Source organism: Janthinobacterium sp. GW822-FHT07A03 (genome assembly GCF_058798815.1).
Map to the genome: position 1 here is coordinate 452,922 of NZ_JBXAKW010000002.1, position 25,744 is coordinate 478,665.

The 25,744-nt window shown below is 64.6% G+C and carries 14 protein-coding genes, 1 pseudogene and 1 riboswitch; of the genes and pseudogenes, 8 read left to right on the forward strand and 7 right to left on the reverse strand.

Annotated features, from left to right (window positions below; all coding sequences use genetic code 11):
* Positions 1 to 62: 62 nt before the first annotated feature.
* On the reverse strand, positions 63 to 359 hold the full coding sequence (locus AC1RJW_RS08105; RefSeq protein ID WP_493044512.1) for a hypothetical protein: 297 nt from the start codon (positions 357 to 359) through the stop codon (positions 63 to 65).
* 159 nt (positions 360 to 518) lie between these two features.
* Here AC1RJW_RS08105 and AC1RJW_RS08110 point away from each other — a divergent pair, with 159 nt between their 5' ends.
* Positions 519 to 1,019, forward strand: a complete 501-nt coding sequence (locus tag AC1RJW_RS08110) for a thioredoxin family protein (RefSeq protein WP_493044513.1) — start codon at positions 519 to 521, stop codon at positions 1,017 to 1,019.
* Positions 1,020 to 1,036: 17 nt separating this feature from the next.
* On the opposite strand, the gene AC1RJW_RS08115 is transcribed toward AC1RJW_RS08110, so the two are convergent.
* A complete protein-coding gene (locus tag AC1RJW_RS08115) occupies positions 1,037 to 3,013 on the reverse strand; it encodes a methyl-accepting chemotaxis protein (RefSeq protein ID WP_493044514.1) in 1,977 nt (658 codons plus the stop codon).
* A gap of 169 nt (positions 3,014 to 3,182) precedes the next feature.
* Positions 3,183 to 3,680, reverse strand: coding sequence for an Lrp/AsnC family transcriptional regulator (locus tag AC1RJW_RS08120; protein ID WP_493044515.1), 498 nt, complete (start codon positions 3,678 to 3,680; stop codon positions 3,183 to 3,185).
* A 153-nt stretch (positions 3,681 to 3,833) separates the two neighbouring features.
* On the opposite strand from AC1RJW_RS08120, the gene AC1RJW_RS08125 reads away from it, so the two are divergent.
* On the forward strand, positions 3,834 to 5,861 hold the full coding sequence (locus tag AC1RJW_RS08125; protein ID WP_493044516.1) for an aminotransferase class V-fold PLP-dependent enzyme: 2,028 nt from the start codon (positions 3,834 to 3,836) through the stop codon (positions 5,859 to 5,861).
* A gap of 407 nt (positions 5,862 to 6,268) precedes the next feature.
* Complete coding sequence (locus AC1RJW_RS08130; protein WP_493044718.1) at positions 6,269 to 14,896, forward strand: glycoside hydrolase family 94 protein; 8,628 nt, start codon at positions 6,269 to 6,271, stop codon at positions 14,894 to 14,896.
* Here AC1RJW_RS08130 and AC1RJW_RS08135 read toward each other — a convergent pair.
* Complete coding sequence (locus tag AC1RJW_RS08135; protein ID WP_493044517.1) at positions 14,882 to 15,112, reverse strand: hypothetical protein; 231 nt, start codon at positions 15,110 to 15,112, stop codon at positions 14,882 to 14,884. The genes AC1RJW_RS08130 and AC1RJW_RS08135 overlap by 15 nt on opposite strands.
* 113 nt (positions 15,113 to 15,225) lie before the next feature.
* Complete coding sequence (locus AC1RJW_RS08140) at positions 15,226 to 15,801, reverse strand: TMEM165/GDT1 family protein (protein ID WP_493044518.1); 576 nt, start codon at positions 15,799 to 15,801, stop codon at positions 15,226 to 15,228.
* A gap of 21 nt (positions 15,802 to 15,822) precedes the next feature.
* Positions 15,823 to 15,992, reverse strand: a riboswitch (yybP-ykoY riboswitch).
* Between the two features lie 145 nt (positions 15,993 to 16,137).
* Between AC1RJW_RS08140 and AC1RJW_RS08145 the strand changes: the two genes are divergently transcribed.
* The 4 genes from AC1RJW_RS08145 to AC1RJW_RS08160 all read left to right on the forward strand — a co-directional run bounded on the left by AC1RJW_RS08145 (position 16,138) and on the right by AC1RJW_RS08160 (position 22,631).
* Positions 16,138 to 18,531 (forward strand): M1 family aminopeptidase, encoded by a 2,394-nt coding sequence (locus AC1RJW_RS08145; RefSeq protein ID WP_493044519.1) that lies wholly within the window; start codon positions 16,138 to 16,140, stop codon positions 18,529 to 18,531.
* Positions 18,532 to 18,649: 118 nt separating this feature from the next.
* Positions 18,650 to 20,509 carry a M1 family metallopeptidase gene (locus tag AC1RJW_RS08150; protein WP_493044520.1) on the forward strand — a complete coding sequence of 620 codons (1,860 nt, stop codon included), beginning with the start codon at positions 18,650 to 18,652 and terminating at the stop codon, positions 20,507 to 20,509.
* A 22-nt stretch (positions 20,510 to 20,531) separates the two neighbouring features.
* On the forward strand, positions 20,532 to 22,169 hold the full coding sequence (locus AC1RJW_RS08155; RefSeq protein WP_493044521.1) for a serine hydrolase: 1,638 nt from the start codon (positions 20,532 to 20,534) through the stop codon (positions 22,167 to 22,169).
* A 267-nt stretch (positions 22,170 to 22,436) separates the two neighbouring features.
* Positions 22,437 to 22,631 (forward strand): hypothetical protein, encoded by a 195-nt coding sequence (locus AC1RJW_RS08160; protein WP_436543284.1) that lies wholly within the window; start codon positions 22,437 to 22,439, stop codon positions 22,629 to 22,631.
* Positions 22,632 to 22,690: 59 nt separating this feature from the next.
* Here the strand turns inward: AC1RJW_RS08160 and AC1RJW_RS08165 are convergent, their stop codons facing one another.
* Positions 22,691 to 23,521 (reverse strand): class I SAM-dependent methyltransferase, encoded by an 831-nt coding sequence (locus AC1RJW_RS08165; RefSeq protein ID WP_493044720.1) that lies wholly within the window; start codon positions 23,519 to 23,521, stop codon positions 22,691 to 22,693.
* Positions 23,522 to 23,606: 85 nt separating this feature from the next.
* Positions 23,607 to 24,263 carry a pyridoxamine 5'-phosphate oxidase family protein gene (locus AC1RJW_RS08170; protein ID WP_493044522.1) on the reverse strand — a complete coding sequence of 219 codons (657 nt, stop codon included), beginning with the start codon at positions 24,261 to 24,263 and terminating at the stop codon, positions 23,607 to 23,609.
* A 108-nt stretch (positions 24,264 to 24,371) separates the two neighbouring features.
* Here AC1RJW_RS08170 and pdxR point away from each other — a divergent pair.
* Positions 24,372 to 25,738 (forward strand): annotated as a pseudogene (gene pdxR, locus AC1RJW_RS08175) (MocR-like pyridoxine biosynthesis transcription factor PdxR).
* Positions 25,739 to 25,744: the final 6 nt, after the last annotated feature.

The window sequence follows — 25,744 nt, forward strand, 5'->3', positions numbered from 1 at the left end:
TTGCTCAGTGTCAGTGTGAGCCCGATATTATCCCATGCGTTCCATTTCGCTGCCTGTGGGCATTAATCCTCGGCGCACACCGCTTGCAAGCCATGCCGCGTCAGCAGTTTCCTGGCGGCTGCGATGGCGCGCGCCGCCGGCTTGCTGCTGGCGCAGGCATAGATGTCATTGAGGACCGTCGCCGCATCTTTGCCCGTGACGGCGGCCATCAGCTCGGCCAGGTTGCGGTCGGAAAAGTGTTCGTACAGCAGGGCCAGCACGGCGCAATACGCCGTATCGGACATGCCGCCGGGATAGGCGTCGCGCAACATGCGCGCGGCGCCGGACAGCGTTGGGGGTAATATATCTGGCGTGCTCAAGCGGCGACTCCTCGGTGGCGCTGATACGCGCTTATACGTTTTCCGCATAAGCACAGTGCAATTAAATGGTGGATATTTCCTACAAGCAGGCATATTCTAAACAATCACGCCCGCTGGCAACTGTTCAGCTGGCTTCACGATTTCTCTCAGGAGCCCCGCATGCGCTTTTCCCTTCTTCTTGTCAGCCTGCTGCTTGCCGGTACCGCTATTGCCGCCGCCCCCACACCAGCCAACCCTGTCGCCACGCCGCATCTGCCCTACAACGCGGCGGCCGACGCCAAGGCCGACGTGGCCCGCGCGCTGGCCGAGGCCAAGGTGGCGCACGTGCCTGTCTTGCTGATCTTTGGCGCCAACTGGTGCGAGGATTGCCGCGCGCTCGACAAGGCCTTGAAGGAAGGCAAGAATGCCGAGTTGATGCAACAGCAGTTCAAGGTCGTCAAGGTCGACGTGGGTAACTTCGACCATAACCTGGACGTGGCGCAAGCCTATGGCAATCCGCTCAAGAAAGGCATCCCGGCTGCCGTGCTGGTCTCGAGCGACAACAACCAGGTGCTGTACGTCACCAAGGGCGGCGAACTGGCGAATGCCCGCCGCATGAGCGAGAGCGGCATTTATGATTTCTTCAAGCAAGCGGCGAGCGTGAAAGCGCCGGCGATTTAAGCGTTTTCCAACACTCCTTAAAACTCTTCCCACGCATCGCTGGCCGGCGCTTTCGGGCGCGCTGGCGTGGGCAGCATGGGCTTGTGCGCTGGCTGCCGAGGCTGCGGCGGCGCCGCATGCCCCGTTTCTTCCAGCTTGAAGACGCTGACCACCTGCGCCAGCCGGCCCGCCTGATCCTGCAGGGACTGGGCTGCCGCCGCCGCTTCTTCCACGAGGGCCGCATTTTGCTGGGTAGCGTCATCCATCTGCGTGACCGTGGCATTGACTTGCGCGATGCCCTGGCTTTGCTCCTGGCTGGCCGAAGCGATCTCTCCCATCAGGTCGGCCACCCTCTGCACGGAGACGACGATGTCCTGCATGGTGGCGCCGGCCGAGTCGACCAGCTTGCTGCCCGCTTCCACCTTGCTGCCCGAGTCGACGATCAGGTCCTTGATTTCCCTGGCTGCCGCCGCTGAGCGTTGCGCCAGGTTGCGCACCTCGGTTGCCACCACGGCAAAGCCGCGGCCCTGTTCGCCCGCACGGGCCGCCTCAACCGCCGCGTTCAGGGCGAGGATATTGGTTTGAAAGGCAATGCCGTCGATCACGCCGATAATGTCGGCGATCTTGCGCGAACTTTCCGTAATCGCGCCCATCGTCTGCACCACTTGGCCGACCACTTCGCCGCCCTTGACGGCGTGGCTCGAGGCCGATACCACCAGCTGATTCGCCTGGCGCGCGTTGTCCGCATTCTGTTTCACGGTCGACGTCAGCTCTTCCATGGCCGCCGCCGTTTCTTCCAGGCTCGATGCCTGGGCTTCCGTGCGGGCCGACAAGTCCAGATTGCCCGACGCGATCTGGCTCGATGCGCTGGCAATGGACCCGGTACTGTCGCGAACTTCGCGTATCGTCACATTCAGCGATGCGACGAAGCGGTTGAAGGCGGCCGCCAGCGCGCCGACCTCGTCTTCCGATTCCACGGGCATGCGGCGGCTCAGGTCGCCATTCCCGCTGGCGATTTCGCTGAGCATGTCCGCTGCCCGCGCGACGGGCGCGGCAATGGCGCGGCTGATGACATAAATGATGCACAGGGCGATGCCGCCACCGACCAGGCCGGCAATCAGGGCGGCGATCAGGGCCGAGCGCGTGACATTGCCCAGCACTTCCGCTTCCGGCACTTCGGCCATCACATACAGATTCAATTCCGGCACGAAGGAGGCGGCGACGAACTGGCGTCCCGCAGGCGCGTCGTAGATGGCGTACGCGTATTTGTTGCCCGTCAGCAGGCTCTTGCTCAGCGTATCGCTAAAGCCGGGCAAATCCTTGAGTGCATGCTTGCCGTCGGCCAGGGCCGTGTCGCGGTGCACCAGCAGTATGCCATTGGCGCGCGCCAGGTAGACGTGGCCCGTCTGGCCGATCTTGTAGCTGCGGATGGTGTCGGCCAGCGCATTGATGGACAAGCCCAGGCCGGCCGCGATCTGCTTGCCGCCCGCCGTCTTGCCGCGCGCATTCAGGTACAGCATCAGGTCGCTGGAATGCTCGGCCTTGTCGATGTCGAGCGTATAGGCCTTGTCGCCAGCCAGCAAGCCGTAAAACCACTGGTCTGCCGCCTGGTTCTTGTCCAGGGTGCGCAGCAAGCCTTCCGTGGTGAAATACTTACCCGTGCTGGCAGAAGCCCAGTTGATCGAGGCGGCCTTGTTCTTGTCCTTGACCACGGTGGCGTAGCGCTGGAAGGTGGCGATGCCGCTGTCGGGCAAGCCGGCGTCTTCCCAGTCTTGCAGATAAACATCGTTGGCCATGGTTTGCACCACGGACAGGGGCTGGCTGATCTGACGCAGCACGTCGTTGCGGATCTCGCCCACCTGCGCCGGCAACTCCTGGCTGACGACGCGTTCGCGCACGTAATCGCTGCTCATGCGCACGCTGAGGAAAGACGAAATCGCCATGAAGAGCAGCAGGCACAAGCCCATGCTGAACAGGAGTTTTTTCTGGATGGAGAGGCGGCGGAGCAGAGACATGGAAGACCTTGGATGATGGCCTGCACAATAGATAGAAAAGCGGGCAGGCAAGCGGACAGTATACCGGCCGGGTCTGGTGACATGCCGCACCATTGCTGCTTTTCGTTCATTTATGTTGCATTGCGGCAACGTTGTTTTCCACGTTGGCCCGGCATGGCCGGCAAACGTCTCAGGCAGGCAAGCCGTGGGCGATCAAGGCCAGCGGCAATTCCGTGCTGCATTTGATTTGTTCCATGGAAAAGGCGGACGACACGCCTGTCAGCTGCACGGCCTTGATGAGCTTTTTATAGAAGGTATCGTAACCTTTGATATCGGTGGTGACGACTTTCAGCAGGTAGTCGATGTCGCCGCTCATGCGGTGAAATTCCTGTACCTCAGGCAAGACGATGACGGCGGCGGCGAAGCGGCGCAGCCATTTTTCATCGTGCTGGCCCGTGCGCACGCTGACGAAGACGGTCACGGGCAAGCCCACTTTTTGCCGGTTGACGATGGCCACGCGGCTTTCGATATAGCCTTCTTCTTCCAGCCGCTTGACCCGCTTCCAGCACGGCGTGCTGGACAGGCCGATCTTCTCGCTGAGGGCGGCGATCGACAGGGTGCCGTCCTGCTGCAGGGCGGCGAGGATGGCGCAGTCGAATTTGTCGAGCGGGGCGTTTGGTGAATTCATTTTGCTATTCCGGTTTTTATGGCATGAACATGCTGCATAGTAGCGTAGTTGCAGTGTCTTTTGGCATATCTTCACGGGGGCAGGCCGGTAGACTATCCATATGTTCCAGCCGCCTGCGCTGCGCCCTTTTCATAGAATACTCGGACTGCCATCATGAAAGAAATCTACCTCGACAGCAATGCCACCACTTGCGTGCTGCCCGCCGCCGTTGCCGCCGCCCGGCAAGCGATGGAGCAGGGCTATGGCAATCCCAGCAGCACTCACGCCACGGGACTGCAGGCCAAGGCCATGATGGATGGCGTGCGCCAGCGCGCCAGCGGCCTGCTGGGCGTGGGTGACGGCCGCTTGATGTTCAATAGCGGCGCCACCGAAGGCATCCAGACGGCCGTGCTGTCGGCCCTGTGTGCGCTGCGCGAACGGCGCGATGCGGGCAAGCGCATCGGCAGCCTGCTGCTGTATGGCGCGACCGAGCACAAGGCCGTGCCGGAGAGCCTGGCGCACTGGAATCGCCTGCTGGGCCTGAACCTGGAAATACGCAAGCTGCCCGTCGATGCGCAGGGGCTCCACGATCTGCAGGCACTCGATGCGCTGATCGGCGACGCGGCCATGCTGTGCACGATGGCGGCGAATAATGAAACGGGCGTCGTCAGCGATTTGTCCGCCATCGCCCAGCTGCTGCAGGAGCGGGGCGCCGATGCCTACTGGATGGTCGATTGCGTGCAGGCGCTGGGCAAGCTGAAACTGAACCTGGCCGCCACGCGCATCGATTACGCGCCGTTTTCCGGCCACAAGCTGTATGCGCCCAAGGGCATCGGCATGCTGTATGTGCGCGCCGGCGCACCGTTCACGCCGCTGATGATGGGCGGCGGCCAGGAAGCGGGCCTGCGCTCGGGCACGGAAAACATGGCCGGCATCGCCGCCCTCGGCGCCGTCCTGGCCGCGCTGGACGATGGCAAGACCTTCCGCAGCCACGCCGACCTGGCCGTGTTCCGCGAGCGTCTGACGGTCAGCCTGGAACAGGCTTTCCCCGGCATCGTCTTCAATATGCCAGTCGAACTGTCGCTGCCGACGACGCTCAATTTTTCCGTACCAGGCTTGTCCTCGAAAGAGCTGCTGGACCTGTTCGACGCGGCGCGCGTGCGCGTCAGCTCGGGCAGCGCCTGTTCCGCCGCCAAGGCGCTGCCTAGCTATGTGCTGGAAGCCATGCACGTGCCGCAATGGCGCGCCAGTTCCGCCATCCGTCTGTCGTTCGGTCCCCTGATCGATGCGGCGACGGTTAGCGCCGCCTGCGCGCGCATCGAGCGTTGCGGCGAAGCGCTGCGCAGCAGCTGTCTGCTGCCGTCGGCGCTGGCGCCATCGCCGCAGGACGGCATAATCCAGCTGAGCGTCGACGGTCAGTGCACCTGGCTGCTCAGCGACGCGGCCAGCGCCAGTTGCGTCGTCATCGATCCCGCCGCCGCGCTCGTGCCGCGCCTGGCCGCTTTCATCCGCTGCCAGCACCTGGCCTTGCGCGCCATCGTGCACACGACGGCGCCCGCCGACCATGGCGCCGCGCGCCTGGCGCTGCTGCAGGAACTCGCTATCGAACAAGTCGGCCACGTCGATATCGACGGTGAGCTGGCACTGGGTGAGCAGCGCCTGCGCCGCATCGAATGCGGCGAGACCCACGTCTACCTGCTGGGGCAGCATTTCGCCTTCATCGGCACCCTGGCGCCGGAGGCGTTGACGCCCTTGCTGGATGCGGCACTGGTGACGCAGGATACCGTGCTGTGCGCGTCAGGCGACGACGGCAGCATCTGCGGCACCGTGCGCACCGCATGCGAAGGCGGGGCTGCCGCCAGTGAACTGCAGCTTGATGCGGCCGCCTTGCCCGCCTTCCTGCGCCAGCATCCCGACGCCATCCTCGTCGACGTGCGCGAAGCGTATGAACACGCGGCGTGCGCCGGCACGGTGTTCGAGGGCTGCGAGGTGCGCAGCGTACCGCTGAGCCGCCTGGCAGGACAGGTGGCAGCATGGCTGCAGCAGCCGCAGCGCCCGCTGGTCTTTTTCTGCCGCAGCGGCAACCGCAGCGCGCGCGCCGCCGCCTGCCTGCGCCGTCTCGGTCACGGCGCGGCATGGCAACTCAACGGCGGCATGGCGATGGCGGACGCCACGCGCCACCCGCTGGCCATCGCTGCCTGAGCGGTTTGAACTTTCCTCCTTGAAATATTGCACCGTGCCATCATTGGCACGGTGCCCGTCGCGCCTTTTCTCCCATTCATTTCCTCCCGGCATGTTTCTGCCACTCAACGCGCTGATTTCTTTGCCGGGACCTCCCTAAAACACCGGGTATGTACGCTAGCGCACGGTCTTGCACACAGGGCGCACCTACGATGAAGTTCAGAAAATCTCCCTATACCCTGAGATTCGTCGCAACGCTCCGGCGCTTCGCTTTCCGTCTTCGCCAGTGTCCGATCGTGTTCTTCCAGACTGGGCCCGCATGACGGTGGCCGCTGGTTGCCTGCGCGCACCTAGCGAGGCCCAAGTTGAAAGAGTACACAGCAGTTGTCACGCAGCAGATCAAGGAACAGATTTCCAAAGTCAAAGAAATCTTCCGCGACCATCCCCTTGCAACGGACACCTTCGACGCCGCGCGCGACGATGCCTTGCCCCTGCGTTCGGAATTATTCAGTGCCATGCAGATGGCCATCCATGGCAAGAACGTGGCCGCCGGCCACGCGGTGGGCAAGCACCATGGCCGCGACCGCCTTTTGGCGCGCCTGGCCGACAATGCGGCCCTGATCACGGCTACCGTCAACGAGTTGACGGCCACGGTGAAAAGCGGACGCCAGGTCACGCCCGCCTCGGAGTGGCTGCTCGATAATTTTTACCTGATCGAGGAGCAGATCCGCACCACGCGGCGCCACTTGCCGAAGAACTACAGCAAGGAGCTGCCACGGCTGAGTTCCGGCGTGGATGCGGGCTGCCCGCGCGTGTATAAAATCGCGCTGGAAATCATCTCGCACGGCGATGGCCGCGTCGACCTGGAAAACCTGTGCCACTTCGTCGAGGCTTACCAGGACGTCGCCACCTTGACCTTGGGTGAACTGTGGGCCGTGCCCATCATGCTGCGCCTGGCCCTGATCGAGAACCTGCGCCGCGTCGCCGCGCGCGTGGCCGACGACCGCATGCAGCGCGACCTGGCCAATACCTGGGCCGACCAGATGACGGAGATCGCCGAGCGCAATCCCAGCGGCTTGATCCTGCTGGTGGCCGACATGGCCCGTTCGAATCCGCCGATGACCAGCGCCTTCGTGGCCGAATTGTCGCGCCGCCTGCAGGGACAGAGTTCCTCGCTGACCCTGGCGCTGTCGTGGCTGACACACAAGCTGGCCGAGTCGGGCCTCACCATCGAGCAGCAGATCCAGTCCGAGATCGGGCAGCAGGCGGCCGACCAGGTCTCGATCGCCAACAGCATCGGCAGCCTGCGTTTTCTCGGCACCATGGATTGGCAGGAGTTCGTCGAGACCATGAGCGTGGTCGAGCAAACCTTGCGCCTGGACCCGGCCGGTACCTATGGCTTGATGGATTTCGCCACGCGCGACAGCTACCGCCACGCCATCGAACGCATCGCCAAGCGCAGCGCGCGCAGCGAAGTGGAAGTGGCCGAGATGGTGGTGCAACTGGCGCACACGCACGGCAACGGCAATGACGCGCGCCGTGGCCATATCGGCTTTTACCTGGTCGGGCGCGGCGCGCTGGTGCTGGAAAAGCAGGCCGGCGCCAGGCTGCCCTTCATCGAGGCGCTGCAGCATACGGCGCGCGCCGCGCCGCTGGCCGTCTACCTCGGTGCAATCTCGTTCCTGACCCTGGCGACGAGCGCCTTGCTGCTCGAGCGCGCCGTGCGCCACGGCGTGCAGGGCTGGCCCCTGGCGGCGCTGGGTGCGCTGGCGCTGCTGGGCAGCAGCCAGTTGGCCGTGGCCGTGGTGAACTGGCTGGCAACCCTGATGACGTCGCCGCATCCGCTGCCGCGCATGGATTACCAGACCGGCATTCCGTCCGATGCGCGCGGCATCGTCGTGGTGCCGACCCTGATCTACAGCGAGGAAAACGTGGCGGCCCTGTGCGAGGCGCTGGAAGTGCGTTATCTCGCCAACCGCGACCCGAACCTGCGTTTTTGCCTGCTGACGGACTTCGTCGACGCGCAGGCGCAAACGATGCCGGGCGACGAAGCCCTGCTGCGCCAGGCGCAGGAGACCATCCGTGGCTTGAACGAGAAATACCGCGTGGAGGGGGCCGAGTTCAAGGACAATGGCGATCCGGCCGAACGCGAAGAGCTGGGCCATGTGGGGCCGTTCCTGCTGCTGCATCGTCCGCGTTTGTGGAATTCGCAGCAAAATGCGTGGATGGGGCAGGAGCGCAAGCGCGGTAAATTGTCCGACCTGCACGCGTTTTTGCGCGGCGGCGCGCGCGACAAATTCTCGCTGGTGGAAGGCGAGTTGCGCGGCCTGCGCACGATCAAATACGTGATCACGCTCGACACCGATACGCAGCTGCCGCGCGACGCGGCGCGCGAATTCATCGCCACCATGATGCACCCGCTGAACCGTCCCGTGCTGGACGCGGCCGGCACGCGTGTGGTGGCCGGCTACGGCATCCTGCAGCCGCGCGTGGCTGTCGCGCTGCCCAGCGCGAACGCGTCGCGCTACGAGCTGCTGTGCGGCGGCGAACCGGGCATCGACCCGTACACGCGCACCGTCTCGGACCTGTATCAGGACGTGTTTTATGAAGGCTCTTTCATCGGCAAGGGCATCTACGACCTCGACATGTTCGAGCGCGTGCTGGGCCAGCGCCTGCCCGACAATAAAATCCTCAGCCACGATTTGCTGGAAGGCTGTTATTTGCGCGCCGGCCTGCTCAGCGACTCGCAGCTGTATGAAGAATACCCGGCCCGCTACGATGCCGACGTGAGCCGCCGCCAGCGCTGGATCCGCGGCGACTGGCAGCTGATCGGCTGGCTGCTGGGCCGTGTGCCGGGCCGCGCCGGCAAGCGCGAACGCAATCCTTTGTCGATGCTGTCGCGCTGGAAGCTGTTCGACAACCTGCGCCGCAGCGTCGTGGCGCCGGCCACCACCGTGTCGCTGCTGCTGGTGTGGGGTTTCTTGCCGCACGTGGCGTTCTGGAGCGCGGCCGTGCTGGCCATCATCTTCCTGCCGCCCGTGTTTTCGGCCCTGTACGATCTGTTGCGCAAACCGCGCGACACCCTGTGGCGCCAGCATCTGGCCGCCTTCGAGCGGCGCTGCGGCGTGCAGTTTTCGCACGCCATGCTGACCCTCGTCTTCCTGCCATATGAAGCCTGGATCAGCCTGGACGCCATCGCCCGCACCTTGTGGCGCCTGGGCGTGTCGCACAAACATTTGCTCGACTGGCGCGCCTCGAACCTGCACAGCTCTTCCGGCTCGCAGTCCGACAGCTGGCGCGCCATGTGGTGTTCGCCCGCGCTGGCGCTGGCCACCTTTGCTGCCTTGCTGGCCTGGCGTCCTGCAGCCTTGCCCGCTGCCGCCGTGGTGCTGCTGCTCTGGCTGGCCGCGCCCGCCATCGCCTGGTGGATTAGCCGCCCCATCGAGCGGGCCGTGGCGCGCCTGTCGGCCGAGCAGGGACGTTTCCTGCATGGCGTGGCGCGCAAGACCTGGGCGTATTTCGATACCTTCGTCGGGCCGGACGACCACTGGCTGCCGCCCGATAACATGCAGGAGCATCCGAACCTCGTGGTGGCGCATCGCACCTCGCCGACAAATATCGGCCTGGCGCTGCTGGCCAACCTGACGGCCTACGATTTCGGCTATCTCACCCTGGGCCAGCTGGTCGAGCGCAGCCGCGCCACCTTGCACAGCATGGGTGAGCTGGAGCGCTTCCAGGGCCATTTCTATAACTGGTACGACACGCAAACGCTCAAGGCGCTGCAGCCGATGTATATCTCGACGGTCGACAGCGGCAACCTGGCCGGCCATCTGCTGACCTTGCAGCCGGGTCTGGTGGAACTATATGACGCTCCCATCATCGGCGCGCAGGTGGTGCAGGGTATCCGCACGACGGCGCAGGTGCTGCAGGAATTCATCGCCGCCGAAGGCGAGGGCAAGGCCATGCGTGAGAGCATGAGCCTGCTGCAGGCGCCCGCCGCGCCCGCTACCCTGGCCGAATGGCATGCCTATCTGAATGCCGCGAATGGCGCGGCCGATGCGCTGCTGTCGCTGACCCTGCAAAGCGAGGATGGCGAACTGTCCATGTGGACGGGCGCGCTGGCGCGCCAGTGTCGCGCGGCGCTGGCCGAATTGTTGCAACTGGCGCCGTGGGCGGCGCAGGCGGGCGTCGATCCTGCGTGGCTGCGCGTGCCGACCCTGCGCGAACTGGCCAACCTGGAGGTGCCCGAAGGCACGCCATCGGAGCTGGCCGTCTTGCTGGCGCAGGGCCGCGAACAGGCGGGCCGCCACATGCGCGACATCGCCCACGCGGCGGGCCAGGCGCGCGACTTTGCGCAGATCGAATACGGCTTCCTGTACAACCCGTCGACCAAATTGCTGGCCATCGGCTACAACGTCAGCGAACGGCGCCTGGACCCCAGCTACTACGATTTGCTCGCCTCCGAAGTGCGTCTAGCCAGCTTCATCGCAATCGCCCAGGGGCAGCTGCCGCAGGAGCACTGGTTCGCCCTGGGCCGCCAGCTGTGCATGGTGGCCGGCCAGCCCGTGCTGCTGTCGTGGAGCGGTTCGATGTTCGAGTACCTGATGCCGCTCCTGGTGATGCCGAACTACCCGAACACCCTGCTCGACCAGACCTACCACTCCGTCATCGAAGCGCAGATCGACTATGGCCGCCAGCGCGACGTGCCGTGGGGGATTTCCGAGTCCGGCTACAACACGGTCGACGCCAGCCTGAATTACCAGTACCGCGCCTTCGGAGTGCCGGGCCTGGGCCTGAAGCGGGGCCTGGCCGATGACCTGGTGGTGGCGCCGTACGCCAGCATGATGGGCTTGATGGTGCAGCCGGAAGCGTCGTGCCAGAACCTGCAGCGCATGCAGGCGGCCGGCTACATGGGCCGCTACGGCTTTTTTGAAGCCATCGATTTCACCACCGCGCGCCTGCCGCGCGGGCAGGGCAGTGCCGTCATCCGCTCCTTCATGGTACACCACCAAGGCATGGGTTTTCTGGCCCTCAGCTACCTGCTGCACGACCGCCCGATGCAGCGCCGTTTCGAGTCCGATCCGCTGCTGCAATCGGCCTTGCTGGTGCTGCAGGAGCGCACGCCGCAGGCCGGCGCGTTTTACTCGAACACGGCCGAACTGGCGGTGCTGCGCAGCGGCGCGCCCGAGCAGGCCATGCCGATGCGCATCCTCACGCAGGCCAACAGCGCCGTGCCGGAAACGCAGCTGCTGTCGAATGGCCGCTACCACGTCATGGTGAGCAATGCGGGCGGCAGCTACAGCCGCTGGAAAGACCTGTCCGTGACGCGCTGGCGCGAAGACAGCACGCGCGATAACTGGGGCAATTTCTGCTACCTGCGCGACCTCGACGACGGTGAAGTCTGGTCCACCATGTACCAGCCGACCTTGGCCGAACCGAAGAAATACGAAGTGATTTTTTCGGAAGGCCGGGCCGAGTTTCGCCGGGCGGACCATGGCCTCGACCTGTACACGGAAATCGTCGTCTCGCCCGAGGACGACATCGAAATCCGCCGCACGCGCATCAGCAATAATTCGAACCGCCAGCGGCGCATCGAGATCACCAGTTTTGCCGAAGTGGTGATGGCGCCGGCGGCGGCCGACGCGGCCCATCCCGCGTTCAGCAAGCTGTTCGTGCAGACGGAAATCCTCGCGCATGAAAAGGCGATCCTGTGCACGCGCCGGCCCCGCTCGAAGGACGAGCAGATGCCGTGGCTGCTGCACGTGATGACCGTGCACGATATCGAGCGCTACGAAGTGTCGTTCGAGACGGACCGCGCGCGTTTCATCGGCCGCGGCAACACGGTGCAGCTGCCGCAGGCGCTGCAGGAGAGCGGGCCGCTCAGCGGCGGACACGGCTCCGTGCTCGACCCCATCGTGGCCATCCGCTACGTCATCACGCTCGAACCCGACCAGGCCGTCACCGTCGACAGCGTCACCGGCATGGTGGAGCAGCGCGAGGCGGCGCTGCACCTGATCGACAAATACCAGGACCGCCATCTGGCCGACCGCGTCTTCGAACTGGCCTGGACGCACAGCCAGGTGGTGCTGCGCCAGTTGAACGCCAGCGAAGCGGACGCGCAGCTGTATGCGCGCCTGGCCAACGCCGTGATCTACCCGAATGCGGCCTTGCGCGCCGAAGCGAGCATCCTGATCAAGAACCAGCGCGGCCAGTCCGGCCTGTGGGCGTATGCCATTTCCGGCGACCTGCCCATCGTGCTGCTGCAGATACGCGACGCGGCCAATATCGAACTGGCGCGCCAGATGGTGCAGGCGCATGCCTACTGGCGCCTGAAAGGATTGATCGTCGACCTGGTGATCTGGTACGAAGAGCAGTCGGGCTACCGCCAGCTGCTGCACGACCAGATCATGGGCTTGATCGCTTCTGGCATCGACGCGCAGGCGATCGACCGCCCAGGCGGCATCTTCGTGCGCCTGGCCGAGCAGATCGCCAATGAAGACCGCATTTTGCTGCAATCGGTGGCGCGCGCCATCATCAGCGATTTGCGCGGCACCCTGGCCGAGCAGGTCAAGCGTCCGCCGAGCCCCGTGCTGCGCATGCCGCCGCTGCTGCAGGACCCGGCACGCGAGCATGGCGGCGTGCCGCACCGGGCGCCGCAGCGCGAGCTGATCCTGGAAAATGGCCTCGGCGGTTTCACGCCCGATGGGCGCGAATACGTGATCACCACGGCAGAAGGCAAGCAGACGCCGGCGCCGTGGTCGAACGTGCTGGCCAATGCGCAGTTCGGCACGGTGGTGTCCGAAGCCGGCCAGGCGTACACGTGGAGCGAGAACGCGCATGAATTCCGCCTCACGCCATGGCAGAACGACCCCGTGTCGGACCTGTCGGGCGAAGCGTTTTATGTGCGCGACGAGCAGACCGGCCAGTTCTGGTCGCCTTCGTCCCTGCCCGCGCGCGGCAGCGGCGACTACGTGACGCGTCACGGTTTCGGCTACAGCATTTTTGAGCACAGCGAGGGCGGTATCGCCACCGAGTTGTGCACCTATGTGGCGCTCGATGCGGCCGTCAAATACTCGGTGATCAAGGTGCGCAACGACAGCGGCGTGCCGCGCCGTTTGTCCGTCACCGGCTACGTGGAATGGGTGATGGCCGACCTGCGCGCCAAGTCCGGCATGCATGTGGCCACCGAAGTCGATACGATCAGCGGCGCGCTGTTTGCGCGCAATAACTACAACACGGAGTTTTCCGGCCGCGTCGGCTTTTTCAATACGGACGCCAGCATCCGCTCCATCACCTGCGACCGTAATGAATTCATCGGCCGCAACGGCAGCCTGGCGCAGCCGGCGGCGCTGCGCCGCGTGCGCCTGTCCGGCAAGGCGGGCACGGGGCTGGACCAGTGTGCCGCCATCCAGGTGCCGTTCGAGCTGCAGCCGGGACAGGAGCGCGAAATCGTCTTCCTGCTCGGCGTGGGCGGGCGCCGCAACGCCGACGCCAGCACCATGGTGCAGCGCCATGCGGGCAAGGAAGCGGCCCGCATGGCCCTCGACGCGGTGCGCGCGTACTGGGAAAGCACCCTGGGCGCCGTGCGCATCGAAACGCCAGACCCGTCGCTCGACGTGATCGCCAATGGCTGGCTGATGTACCAGACCATCGCCTGCCGTTTGTGGGCGCGCAGCGGCTATTACCAGTCCGGCGGCGCCTATGGTTTTCGCGACCAGCTGCAAGATGCGATGGCGATGATCCACACGGCGCCGCAGTTGCTGCGCAAGCACCTGTTGCTGTGCGCGGCGCACCAGTTTGTCGAAGGCGACGTGCAGCACTGGTGGCATCCGCCGTCGGACCGGGGCGTGCGCACGCACTGCTCCGACGACTACCTGTGGCTGCCGCTGGCCGCCTGCCGCTATGTGATCGCCACAGGCGACGTCAACGTGCTGTCGGAGGTAGCGCCCTTCATCGAGGGGCGGGCCGTCAAGCCGGAAGAGGATTCCTACTATGACTTGCCCGTGCGTTCGGGCGAGTCGGCCGACCTGTACGAGCATTGCGTGCGCGCCATCCGCCATGGCTTGCGCATGGGCGTGCACGGCTTGCCGCTGATCGGTTCCTGCGACTGGAACGACGGCATGGACAAGGTGGGCGAACACGGCAAGGGCGAGAGCGTGTGGCTGGCCTTCTTCCTGTACGAAGTGCTGCAGCGTTTCGCCGAAGTTGCCATGCTGCGCGGCGACGCTGCGTTCGCCCAGTTCTGCCGCGACGAAGCCGTGAAACTGGCGGCCAACGTTGAGGAACATGCGTGGGATGGCGAGTGGTACCGGCGCGCCTATTTCGACGACGGCACGCCGCTCGGTTCGCACACCAATGAGGAATGCCAGATCGATTCGATTTCGCAAAGCTGGGGCGTGCTGTCGGGCGCGGCCAACAAGGAGCGGGTCGCCGGCGCCATGCGCCAGGTCGATGCGCGCCTCGTGCGCCGCGACTCCGGCGTGATCCAGCTGCTCGACCCGCCGTTCGACAAAGCCGATCTCAATCCCGGCTACATCCGCGGCTATGTACCGGGCGTGCGCGAGAACGGCGGCCAATACACGCATGCGGCCATCTGGACGGCGATGGCGTTTGCCCGCATGGGCGATGGCGAAAAGGCGTGGGAGCTGCTGCGCATGATCAATCCCGTGCGCCATGGCGCCGACGCGCAGGCGGTGGCGCGCTACAAGGTGGAGCCGTACGTGGTGACGGCCGACGTGTATGCCGTGGCGCCGCACGTGGGACGCGGCGGCTGGAGCTGGTACACGGGATCGTCGGGCTGGCTGTACCGCCTGATCGTCGAATCGCTGCTCGGCTTGACGCGCGAAGCGAACGTGCTGCGCCTGGCGCCGTCCATGCCGGCCGAATGGGACAGCTTCAAGCTGCATTACCGCTTCGGCGCCAGCAGCTATGCCATCACGGTGGAGCAGGCGCAGGGGCGGCCCGCGGGGCTGTCGCTCGATGGCGTGGCACAGGGCGGCAACAGCATCGCCCTGCGCGACGAGGGCCGCGAGTATGCGGTGCTACTGCTGCTGTAGTCTCGTCGTTGTGTCTTGCCACTTCTCCTGCTCGGGGCGGCGCCGGCCTGCCAGCAGGACCAGGCCGGCGCCGAACAGCAGCAGGTCGCGCGTGCGCACTTCTGGCGCGGATGGCATTGCCGTCTGGTGGCGGTGCAAGGGTGCCGCCATGGCGGCGGGGAGGTGACTGGTGCAAGCGGCCAGGCACAGCGCCGCCGCTTTTCTGTTCAACTGCATACATTCCTCAAGAAAGCGCGCTGACCGTTCGGGATCGGCGCGCCGGTATTCATGTCGTCGACATTGTAATTATGAGCATGAATATTGTAAATGAGAAATTGTATAGGGCTGTCTCAAAATCCCAGCGCCGCGCCCGCACCCAGCAGGGTGGCCACGCCCAGTACGGCAAAGATCAGCGCCGCAATGCCATGCACGAGGCGCAGCGGGACGCGGTTGGCGATCCTGTCGCCCAGGTAGACGGCCGGCACGTTGGCCAGCATCATGCCGAAGGTGGTGCCCAGCACGACGGAAACGATATCGTGGTACCGCGCCGCCAGCGCCACCGTGGCCACCTGCGTCTTGTCTCCCATTTCCGCCATGAAGAAGGCGATCAGGGTGGTCAGGAAGACGCCGTACCTGACCAGTTTCGTCTCGTCTTCATCGAGCTTGTCGGGGATCAGGGTCCAGGCGGCCATGGCCAGGAACGACACGCCCAGCACCCAGCGCAGTACGTCGGGCCCCAGCATGCTGGTGATCCAGGCGCCGACGGCGGCGGCGAACGCGTGGTTGGCGACAGTGGCGACGAAAATGGCCAGCACGATGGGCAAAGGCTTGCGGAATTTGGCGGCCAGCAGAAAGGCCAGGAGTTGGGTTTTGTCGCCGATTTCAGCGAGACCGACGATGCCGGTGGAGATGAGGAATGCTTCCATGAGAGTGCAAGAGGTACGCGGGCCGGACGAATTAACCAATGATCCACGGGCGACTCCGGCCCATGCGGCCGCCCTGGATCAATGGTCTCGTCAAGTTCTGCAACCACCTGCACCATGGCCTGCGGGCCAATCATGTTGATACAGGTTCCCGCGGCAGGACCGCGGGACGACTACTCCCCAATGTTCGAGGCGCATCATACGCCTATGCCTGTGTCTGCGCCAGTGCCGCCGGCCGCCGGCGCTGTGCTGCGTGTGGGACTTCCACAACAATGATCGATTGCAAACAGACTCGACTTAGAATGCAGTTCTGTCCACGACTCCCAGATGGAATGCGCCATGCCGGTCCTTGTCCGCTTGCTTGCCCTGTGCCTGACCTTGTTTGCTCCCTTGTCCGGCCTGTGCGCCGCTGCGCCCTTCGACGACAAGTTCCGCCAGCTGGAAGAACTTCTGCCTACGCCGAACAGCTACCGCACGGCGTCCGGCGCGCCGGGCCACGCCTACTGGCAGCAGCGTGCCGATTACGTGATCCGCGCCACGCTTGATGAAGCGCGGCGCGCCATCACGGCCAGCGAACAGATCACCTACCACAACCGCTCGCCCGACAGCCTCGCGTATCTGTGGCTGCAGTTGGACCAGAATGGCTTGCGCCAGGATGCCGACCAGCGCCGCGTCCTGAGCGCTCCGTCGCGCCAGGCCTGGTTGAGCGGCAACGAAGACGAAGCGCTGAAATTCGAGGACTTGCGCGCCATTCATGCGGGGCGCGAATTTGACGGCGGCTTCAAGCTCACCGCCGTGAAAGCGGCCAGCGGCAAGCCGCTGCCGTATGTTGTCAACCAGACCATGCTGCGCATCGATTTGCCGGTGGCACTGGCGCCCGGCCAGAGCATCACGTTCAATATCGACTGGTCGTATCAGATCAATGACCAGAAGGTGCTGGTCGAGCGCTCCGGCTACGAGTATTTTGAAGACGACAAGAACACGATTTTCCAGATCGCGCAGTGGTTTCCCCGCATGGCCGCGTATTACGACGCCGTCGGCTGGCAGCACAAGCAGTTCCTCGGCTCCGGCGAATTCACGCTGGAGTTTGGCGACTACGAGCTGTACCTGACGGTGCCGGCCGACCACGTGGTGGCCGCCACGGGCGAGCTGGAAAACCCTGCCGCCGTCCTGAGCGCGGCGCAGCGCGAGCGCCTAGCGCGGGCGAAAAACAGCGCTACGCCGCTGCTGGTGATCACGCCCGCCGAGGCGTTGGCGGCGGAAAAGGGCAAGCCGGCGGGGATGAAAACTTGGCACTTCAAGGCGGCCAACGTGCGCGACGTGGCGTGGGCCTCGAGCCGCAAGTTCATTTGGGATGCGCAGGGGCTCGACAGCGGCGGCAAGCGCGTGATGGCCATGTCCTACTATCCGAACGAGGGCAATCCGCTGTGGCAGCAGTACAGCACGCGCGCCGTCGTGCATGCGATCGAGCAGTACAACAAGTACAGTTTCGACTATCCGTATCCGAATGCGATCTCCGTCAATGGCGCCGTGGGCGGCATGGAGTATCCGATGATTGCGTTCAATGGCGGGCGCCCCGTGAAGGACAAGAAGACGGGGGAACTCACATATTCGAAGACGACCAAATATGACCTGATCGGCGTGATCATCCATGAAGTGGGGCACAATTATTTTCCCATGATCGTCAATTCGGACGAGCGCCAGTGGACGTGGATGGACGAGGGCCTCAATTCCTTCCTGCAGTACCTGGCCGAGCAGGCGTGGGAAGAGCATTTCCCGTCCTGGAATGGCGAGCCGCGCAAGATCGTCGACTACATGCGCAGCCAGAACCAGGTGCCCATCATGACCAATTCCGAGTCCCTGCTGCAGTTCACGGCGAACGCCTACGACAAGCCGGCCACCGCCCTCAACATCCTGCGCGAAACCATTTTAGGGCGCGAGCTGTTCGACTTCGCCTTCAAGCAGTACGCTTTGCGCTGGAAGTTCAAGCGCCCGACGCCGGCCGACTTTTTCCGCACCATGGAAGATGCGTCCGGCACCGACCTGGACTGGTTCTGGCGCGGCTGGTTCTATACCACCGACGCGGTCGACATCAGCATCGACGGCATCAGCGAATATGGCGTGAGCACAAAGAATCCGGAAGTCGAGAAAGCGTGGAAGAAAGCGCAGAAGGACGCGCAGCCCATCTCGATCTCGGACCAGCGCAACAAGGCGCTGCCGAAGAAGGTGGATACCGATCCCGCGCTGAAGGATTTCTATAACCGGCACGATGAATTCACGGTCACCAACAAGGACCGCAACAGCTATGCGGAAGAGCAGGAAACGCTGGAGCCGTGGGAGAAAAAGCTGCTGGAACAGCGCAACATGGGCAAGCATCTGTACCTGGTCGATTTTTCGAATCTCGGCGGCCTGGTGATGCCGCTGATTTTGGAAATCGAACTGCAAAGCGGCAAGAAAGTCATCGAGCGCGTGCCGGCCGAAGTGTGGCGCTACGCACCGCACAAGATCAGCAAGGTGATCATCACGGACGAGCCGATGGTGGGCCTGGTGCAGGACCCGTACTGGGAGACGGCCGACATCGACACGAGCAACAATAGCTGGCCGCGAAAAATCACGCCGTCGCGCCTGGAGCTGTTCAAGCAGGACCGCGACAAGCATAACCTGATGAAGGATTTGAATACGCCGCTGAAGGCGCCCGAGGCCAAGCCGCAAGCCAGTGCAGAAGCAAAATAGGGAAACGGCGCCGGCCAGTCCGGTGCTTTTTTCTGCCGGCCCGCGCCGGAAGTGCTATTCTGCGCGACGCCCCGGCGCACACGGACCGGGGCTTTCGCAAATCATTCAAAAGACGACCATGCAAACTTTGACCTTCCTGCGCGCGCTGGGCTGTGCGCTATTTTGCCAGGTGACCCTGGCTGCGCACGCCGACCCCCTCAGCTACGCGCGTTACGACCAGGTGCGCACGCGCGACCTGCAGCTGGACCTGAAAGCCGATTTCAAGCAAAAGACGCTCTCCGGCTATGCCGAGCTGTCCTTGAACTGGATCGACCCGGCGGCGCGCACCCTGGTGCTCGATACGCGCGACCTGTCGATCGCGAAAGTGCAGGTACAGGACAAGCGCGGCGCCTGGCAGATGGCGCCGTACCAGCTGGACAAGGCCGACCCGGAAAAGGGCCAGGCGCTGCGCATCACCACCACGGGCCAGCCGGGCAAGGTGCGCGTCTACTATCACACGGCGCCGAACGCCATCGCGTTGCAGTGGCTCACGCCGCAGCAGACGATGTCGGGCAAGCTGCCGTTCATGTTCAGCCAGTCGCAAAGCATCAACGCCCGCTCGTGGGTGCCGTCGCAGGATACGCCGGCCGTGCGCTTTACGTATAGCGCGCGCATCGAGGCACCAAGCGGCATGCGCGTCGTGATGAGCGCCGAGAACGACGAAAAGGCGACGGGCAAGGGCGGCTGGAAATTCAGGATGCCGCAGCCGATTCCCTCGTACCTGCTGGCCATCGCCATCGGCGAACTGGAAGTGCGCAAGCTCGGCCCACGCTCCGCCGTGTATGCGGAACCGCCGCGCATCAAGGCGGCCGAATACGAGCTGGCCGACACGGAAAAGATGATCCAGGCGGCCGAGGCGCTGTACGGCCCTTATGGCTGGGGGCGCTACGACATGATCGTGCTGCCGCCTTCGTTCCCCTACGGCGGCATGGAAAACCCGCGCCTGACCTTCCTCACGCCGACCATGATCGCGGGCGACCGCAGCTTGGTCGACCTGATCGCGCATGAACTGGCCCACTCGTGGTCGGGCAACCTGGTCACCAACGCCTCGTGGAAGCACATGTGGCTCAACGAAGGCTTCACCACCTACGTCACGACGCGCATCGTCGAGCAGCTGTATGGCAGCGACGTGGCGCAGATGGGCGTGCAGGTCGACCAGGAAGAACTGGCCGCGTCGATCAAGGAGTTGCCGGCCGCGAAAACGGCGCTGATCACGCGCGACGCGGACGCCAACCCGGCGGAAACGTACACGGACGACGGCATCATCTACCCGAAGGGCGCCTGGTTCCTGGCTACCATGGAGGGCCGCGCCGGGCGCGCCGTGTTCGATCCCTTCCTGCGCGGCTGGTTCGACCAGCATGCGTTCCAGAGCGTGACGACGGAGCAGTTCATCGCCTACCTGCGCAAGAACCTGCTGGCGCAGCATCCGGACGTGATGCCGGAAGCGGAACTCGAGGAATGGCTGTATGGCACGGGCGTGCCGGCCAGCGCGCAGCGCGTCGTCTCGCCGCGCCTGGCGCTGCTTGACCAGCACCGCGACGCCTGGCTGAAAGGCGAACTGGCCACCAGGGACCTGGGCATGGACAAGTGGATCGCCATTGAATCGATGCACTTCCTGAACGACATCAACAACAAGGCCAGCGCGGCGCAATTGCGTGAGCTGGACCAGATCTACGGCGTGGGCAAGAGCGGCAACAATGAAGTGGCCTACCGCTTCTATCTGGCCTCCGTGAACGCCGGCTACGACGTGCGCCAGCCCTTGCAGGCATTCCTGATGAGCGTGGGCCGCCAGAAGTTCGTCGTGCCCCTGTACAGCGCTTTGATGAAGACGCCGCAAGGCCATGCCTGGGCCAGGGACGTGTATGCGCAGGCGCGTGAGCGCTACCACCCGGTGACGCAGGAAAGCGTCGATAAATTGATGGCCGCGCAAGCGCATTGAACCTTATTTGGAAAGCCTGACCATGTATACCATGAACCGTCTTGCCGCCGCCATCGTGCTGGCGTTTTCCAGCATCGCCGTGCCGGTGCTGGCATTTGACGCCGCCCCCGTCGTTGCCGCAGCGCCGGTGCCTGCGCCTGCCTTCGATCTTGAGCGCGACGTCGCCACCGCCCTGAAAGTGTTCGACGTGCCCGGCATGGCGATCGCCATCGTCAAGGATGGCAAGGTCGTCACCGCCAGGGGTTTTGGCGTGCGCAAGCTGGGGGAACCGGCCGCCGTCGATGCGCAGACCGTGTTCGAGGTGGCATCGAACTCGAAGGGTTTTACGGCCGCCGCGCTGGCCATGCTGGTCGACGAGGGCAAGCTGGCCTGGGACGATCCCGTCACCAAGCATCTGCCCGGCTTCCAGATGCACGATTCCTACGTGACGGGCGCCATGACCATCCGCGATCTGCTGACGCACCGCAGCGGCCTGGGGCTGGGCGCCGGCGACTTGCTGTGGTGGCCCACCACCACGTTCAGCACCGACGAGATCATCGAGAAGCTGCGCTACATCCGTCCCGCCACGAGTTTTCGCAACAGCTATGCCTACGATAACCTGCTGTACATCGTGGCGGGCAAGATCATCGCCGACAAGGCGGGAAAAAGCTGGGGCGAGGCCATGCATGAGCGCATCCTGGCGCCGCTGGGCATGACAGGCACCACCACCAGCCTGGCCGAGAATGCGGGCAATCCCGACGTCGCTAGTGCGCACAGCAAGATCGACGGCAAGATCGCCGCAGTCAAGTCGATGCCCGTGCCGAACGCGGTGGGCGCCGTCGGCATCAACACGAATGCGGAAGATATCGCCAAGTGGATGATGGTGCTGCTCGACGGCGGCAAGATCGCCGGCGTGCAGGACAAGGACGGCAAGGAGGCGCGCCTGTTCAGCGAAAAGCAGGGCCGCGAAATGTGGACGGCGCAAACGCCGATCAAGATTCCCGAGCCGAAGCCGACGCTGGCCGCGACGAAACCGAACTTCAGCGCGTATGGCCTGGGCTTCCAGCTGCGCGACTACAAGGGCATGAAGGTCGCCATGCACGGCGGCGCGCTGCAGGGGTTTTATTCGCGCGTGGTGATGGTGCCGGAAGCGAAACTGGGCGTGGCCATCCTCACCAATGCGGAAAATGGCGGTTCGATGACGGCGCTGCAATGGCGCATCCTCGACCATTACCTGCAGGCGGCGCCGTCGGACTGGCTGGCGCTGGTGGCCAAGGTGGAGCAGGACCAGCATGCGGAAGAAGTGAAAAAGCAGGGCAAGGCGTCGAGCGCGCGCGCGGCGAAATCGCAACCGTCGCTGCCGCTGGCGGCGTACGACGGCGAGTATGAAGACGCCTGGTACGGCAAGGTCGTGATCAAGCCGGAAGGAAAAAAACATATCCTCAGTTTTACGCGCACGCCGGACCTGACGGGCGAGCTGGAACACTGGCAGCACGATACCTTCATCGTGCGCTGGAAAGAGCGCAATTTCAACGCCGACGCCTACGTGACGTTCTCGCTCAATCCCGATGGCAGCATCGACCGGGTGAAGATGGCACCCGTCTCGGCCGAGACGGATTTCAGCTACGACTTCCAGGATCTGAGCCTGGTGCCGGTGAAGCCGAAGGAAGCGAAGAAATAATGGCTCGCTACCAGAACCGCAGCCTGGGCTGCGGTTTTTTTTCGCCTGTCGCCATGCAAATGTGCGGCAGGAGGGCGGCGGACCGGTTTTTATTTCATGAAAAGGGATGAAAAAGAAACGTTATCTTGATTTCTTGCTTGCGTATTTACTAACTTTTCAAGGTGCTACTATTTCCATGCGCCATCTGCCTGGAGACCGATGCATGCGGGCGGCTGGCGCTTGTGCCATGTTTTTTATAACGACTCAACTCTTGGGAATGGGATAAAAATGATCAATGTGAAAAAAGCCGTATTTGTCTTCTGCGCCGCCGTCGGTTTTGCCGGCGCCGTCAGTTCTTCAGCATATGCCTTGCCATCGCGCGAAACCTGCGAGGAAGCCTATACCGCGTGCGTGGTGGACGGCGATGCCAGCTCCTGCACCCTCGTCAAGCGCCTGTGCGGCGTGTACGGCATCCACCTGTAGGCGGCATGTAAATCCGAGCTCGGGCGGCGCGCCGGATTGGCACGCCGCCCATGGATTGATTATGGTTTGACGAACTTCAAGGTCATGCGGTCGCTCTCGCCGATGGCCGTGTACCTGGCCCGGTCCACATCCTTGTTGGCGTAGGTGGGCGGCAGCGCCCAGACGCCGCCCTGGTGGTCCGCCGTGTCTTTCGGATTGGCGTTGATGTCCGACTTGGCCGCCAGCTTGAAGCCTGCGTTCTCGGCCAGCTTGATCACATACGCTTCGTGCATGTAGCCGCTGCTGGCCGTGGCGTCCTGCGCCTTGTTCGCGGGCAGGCGATGCTCGACGACGCCGAAGACGCCGCCCGGTTTCAGGCTGTCATACACTTCCTTGAACAGGGTCTGCATGCCCGCTTCGCCGATCGGTATCCAGTTGTGGATATTGCGGAAGGTGAGCACCATGTCGGCCGTGCCCTTGGGCGCGATGCGGTAGGTGGTGGGCGGTGCGAAGGCGCCGATTTCCACCTTGCCGAAGGCGGCCGGATTGGCGTCGAGTTTTTGCTGGAAGCGTGCCGCGCCGCGGCGGGCGCCTTCGCTGGCCGATTGCGGGTCGTTGCCGGCGGCGATCAGCTTGCCATTGTCGCGCAGGTAGGGCGCCAGGATCTCTGTGTACCAGCCGCCGCCGGGCGCCAGTTCCACCACCGTCATGGTCGGCTTGATGCCGAAGAACGTCAGCGTTTCATACGGGTGGCGGGCGCTGTCGCGCAGCGCGTTGGCTGGCGTGCGCGCACTGCCGGCGATGGCCGCCTTCAGGGCCGCGTCGCCCGCATCGGCGGCCAGTGCCGCGCCGCTGCCGCCACAGGCCAGCATGACCGTCAGGGCCGCGGCCAGGGATACTCGCTTCATCATCATATGCTCCATGCGTGATTGGATCGGTTGGTGAATTGGTGGCGATCGCCATCAACGCCGATCATCGGTCAAGCACGCTGGCCGGTCAAGCGGATTCCGTGCTCCAGGCGGCGGCATACGCGGGCATGTCGCTGGTGTTGAGCGCATCGGCAATGGCCGCGCCACGGCCGTGGGTAAACGGCAGTTCGCCCGTCCAGACGGCATGCGCCATGTCGTCCGCGTCGTCGAGCGGGCCGCCCTGGCGCTGCTTGACGGCATATTCGTCGAGCGCGATGCGCAGCACGGTGGTGGCCGCGTATTCCTTGGCGCTGCCGCCGCGCACGTGCGCCAGGCGTCCCGGCACCAGCTTTTCCATCAGCGCGTCCATGGCCGCATGCTGCCGGCCGATCTCGCCTACTTTTTCAAACTGCCCGTACACCATCGCCGAACGGTAGTTCATCGTGTGGTTGAAGGCGGAGCGCGCCAGCACCAGGCCGTCGAGATGGGTGATGGTCACGCAGACGTCGCTCTCTTGCAAACGCTTGAGCATGCGGCTGCCGTTCGAGCCATGGATGTACAGGTGGCCATCGATGCGCCAGCAGGCGGTCGGGATGCAATGGCTGCCCTTGTCGTCGTGGAAGGCGATATGGCACAGGTAGGCGGCATCGACGATGGCGTACAGGGCGGCTTGCTCGTAGCTGGTCAGTTCGGCGACGCGGCGCACGCGGGTACGGGGGCTGGGAGGCAGGGCGGTAGCGGTCATGGCGGGAATCCGGTTGGTTGAAGAAGCAGGCCGCACTATAATCGGCATCTGGCCCTGAAAAAAGATCCAGAACTGCAAAATAATATAGAGCCACGATGAAAGGGGCGCATGGATTTCGCTTTGCTGCTGGGCGCGTTCGAGCGCACGCACCGCGAGCGGGGCTGGCCGCGCCAGCGCCTGCTGCATGAATGCCTGCGCGCGGCGATCCGCGGCGGCCAGCTGGCGCCCGGTACGCGGCTGACTGCCACGCGCGTGCTGGCGGCCGAACTGGGAGTGGCGCGCAATACCGTGCTGCACGCTTACGAGCAATTGGCCAGCGAAGGGTTTGTCGTGCCGCGCCCGGTATTTGCGCGGCGTGGCAGGACAGGATGCCAGCGCGGCGCTGGTGTTTCCCACCGACGCCATGGGCGCGTTCGCGCCTGGCGTACCGGCGCTCGACGAATTTCCGCTGGCGCAGTGGCGGCGCATGCTGGACCGCGCGTGGCGCGCGCTGACGCCGCGCCAGCTCAATTACGGCGACCCCGCCGGCGAGCCCCAGCTGCGCATGGCCATCGCCGAGCATTTGCGCGCCGCGCGCGGCGTCGTCTGCGACGCGGGCCAGGTGTTCATCACGGACGGCACGCAGAGCAGCCTCGATGTCTGCCTGCGCGCCTTTGCCGACCAGGGCGATAACTTGTGGATCGAGCATCCCGGCTATGGCGGCGCGCTGGCGGCGGGCCGTGGCGCCGGCTTGCAGGTGAGGGGCATCGCCGTCGACATGGATGGCATCGCGCCGACGGATGCGGACTGGCGCGATACGCCGCCGCGCCTGATTTACACGACGCCATCGCACCAGTATCCGACGGGCAGCGTGCTCAGTCCCGCGCGCCGCATGGCGCTGCTCGAACGCGCGCGTGCGGCCGGAGCGCTGATCATCGAGGACGATTACGACAGCGAGTTTCGCCATGGCGGCCCGCCCCTGGCTGCCATGCAGGGACTGGTGGCCGACGCGCCCGTCGTGTACCTGGGGACCTTCAGCAAGACCATGTTTCCCGCCTTGCGCATCGCCTTTATCGTGGTGCCGGCCGCGCTGGCCGGGGCCTTCGCGCAGATGCAGGCGCAGGGCGCCGCGCGGGGGCGCGTGGCCGAGCAGCTGGCGCTGGCCGAGTTCCTGCGCAGCGGCCTGTTTGCGCGCCACGTGCGCCGCATGCGCAGGCTGTACCGCCAGCGCCGCGACGCCTTGAGCGAGGCATTGCAGCGCCATGCATGGCGGCATGGCCGGCATGCACCTGGCGCTGCGTTTTCACGACAAGCAATGGGATGACCTGGCGCTGAGCCGGCGCGCCGCGCAGGACGGCATCGTGGCGCTGGCCCTGTCCGCGCATGGCACGGGAGACGGGGCAGGCTGGAACGGTTTCCTGCTCGGTTATGCGCAGGTGCCGGCCGAGAACATGGATGGCCTGGCGCGCCGCCTGGGCGCGCTGCTGCCGGCGTGATACGGC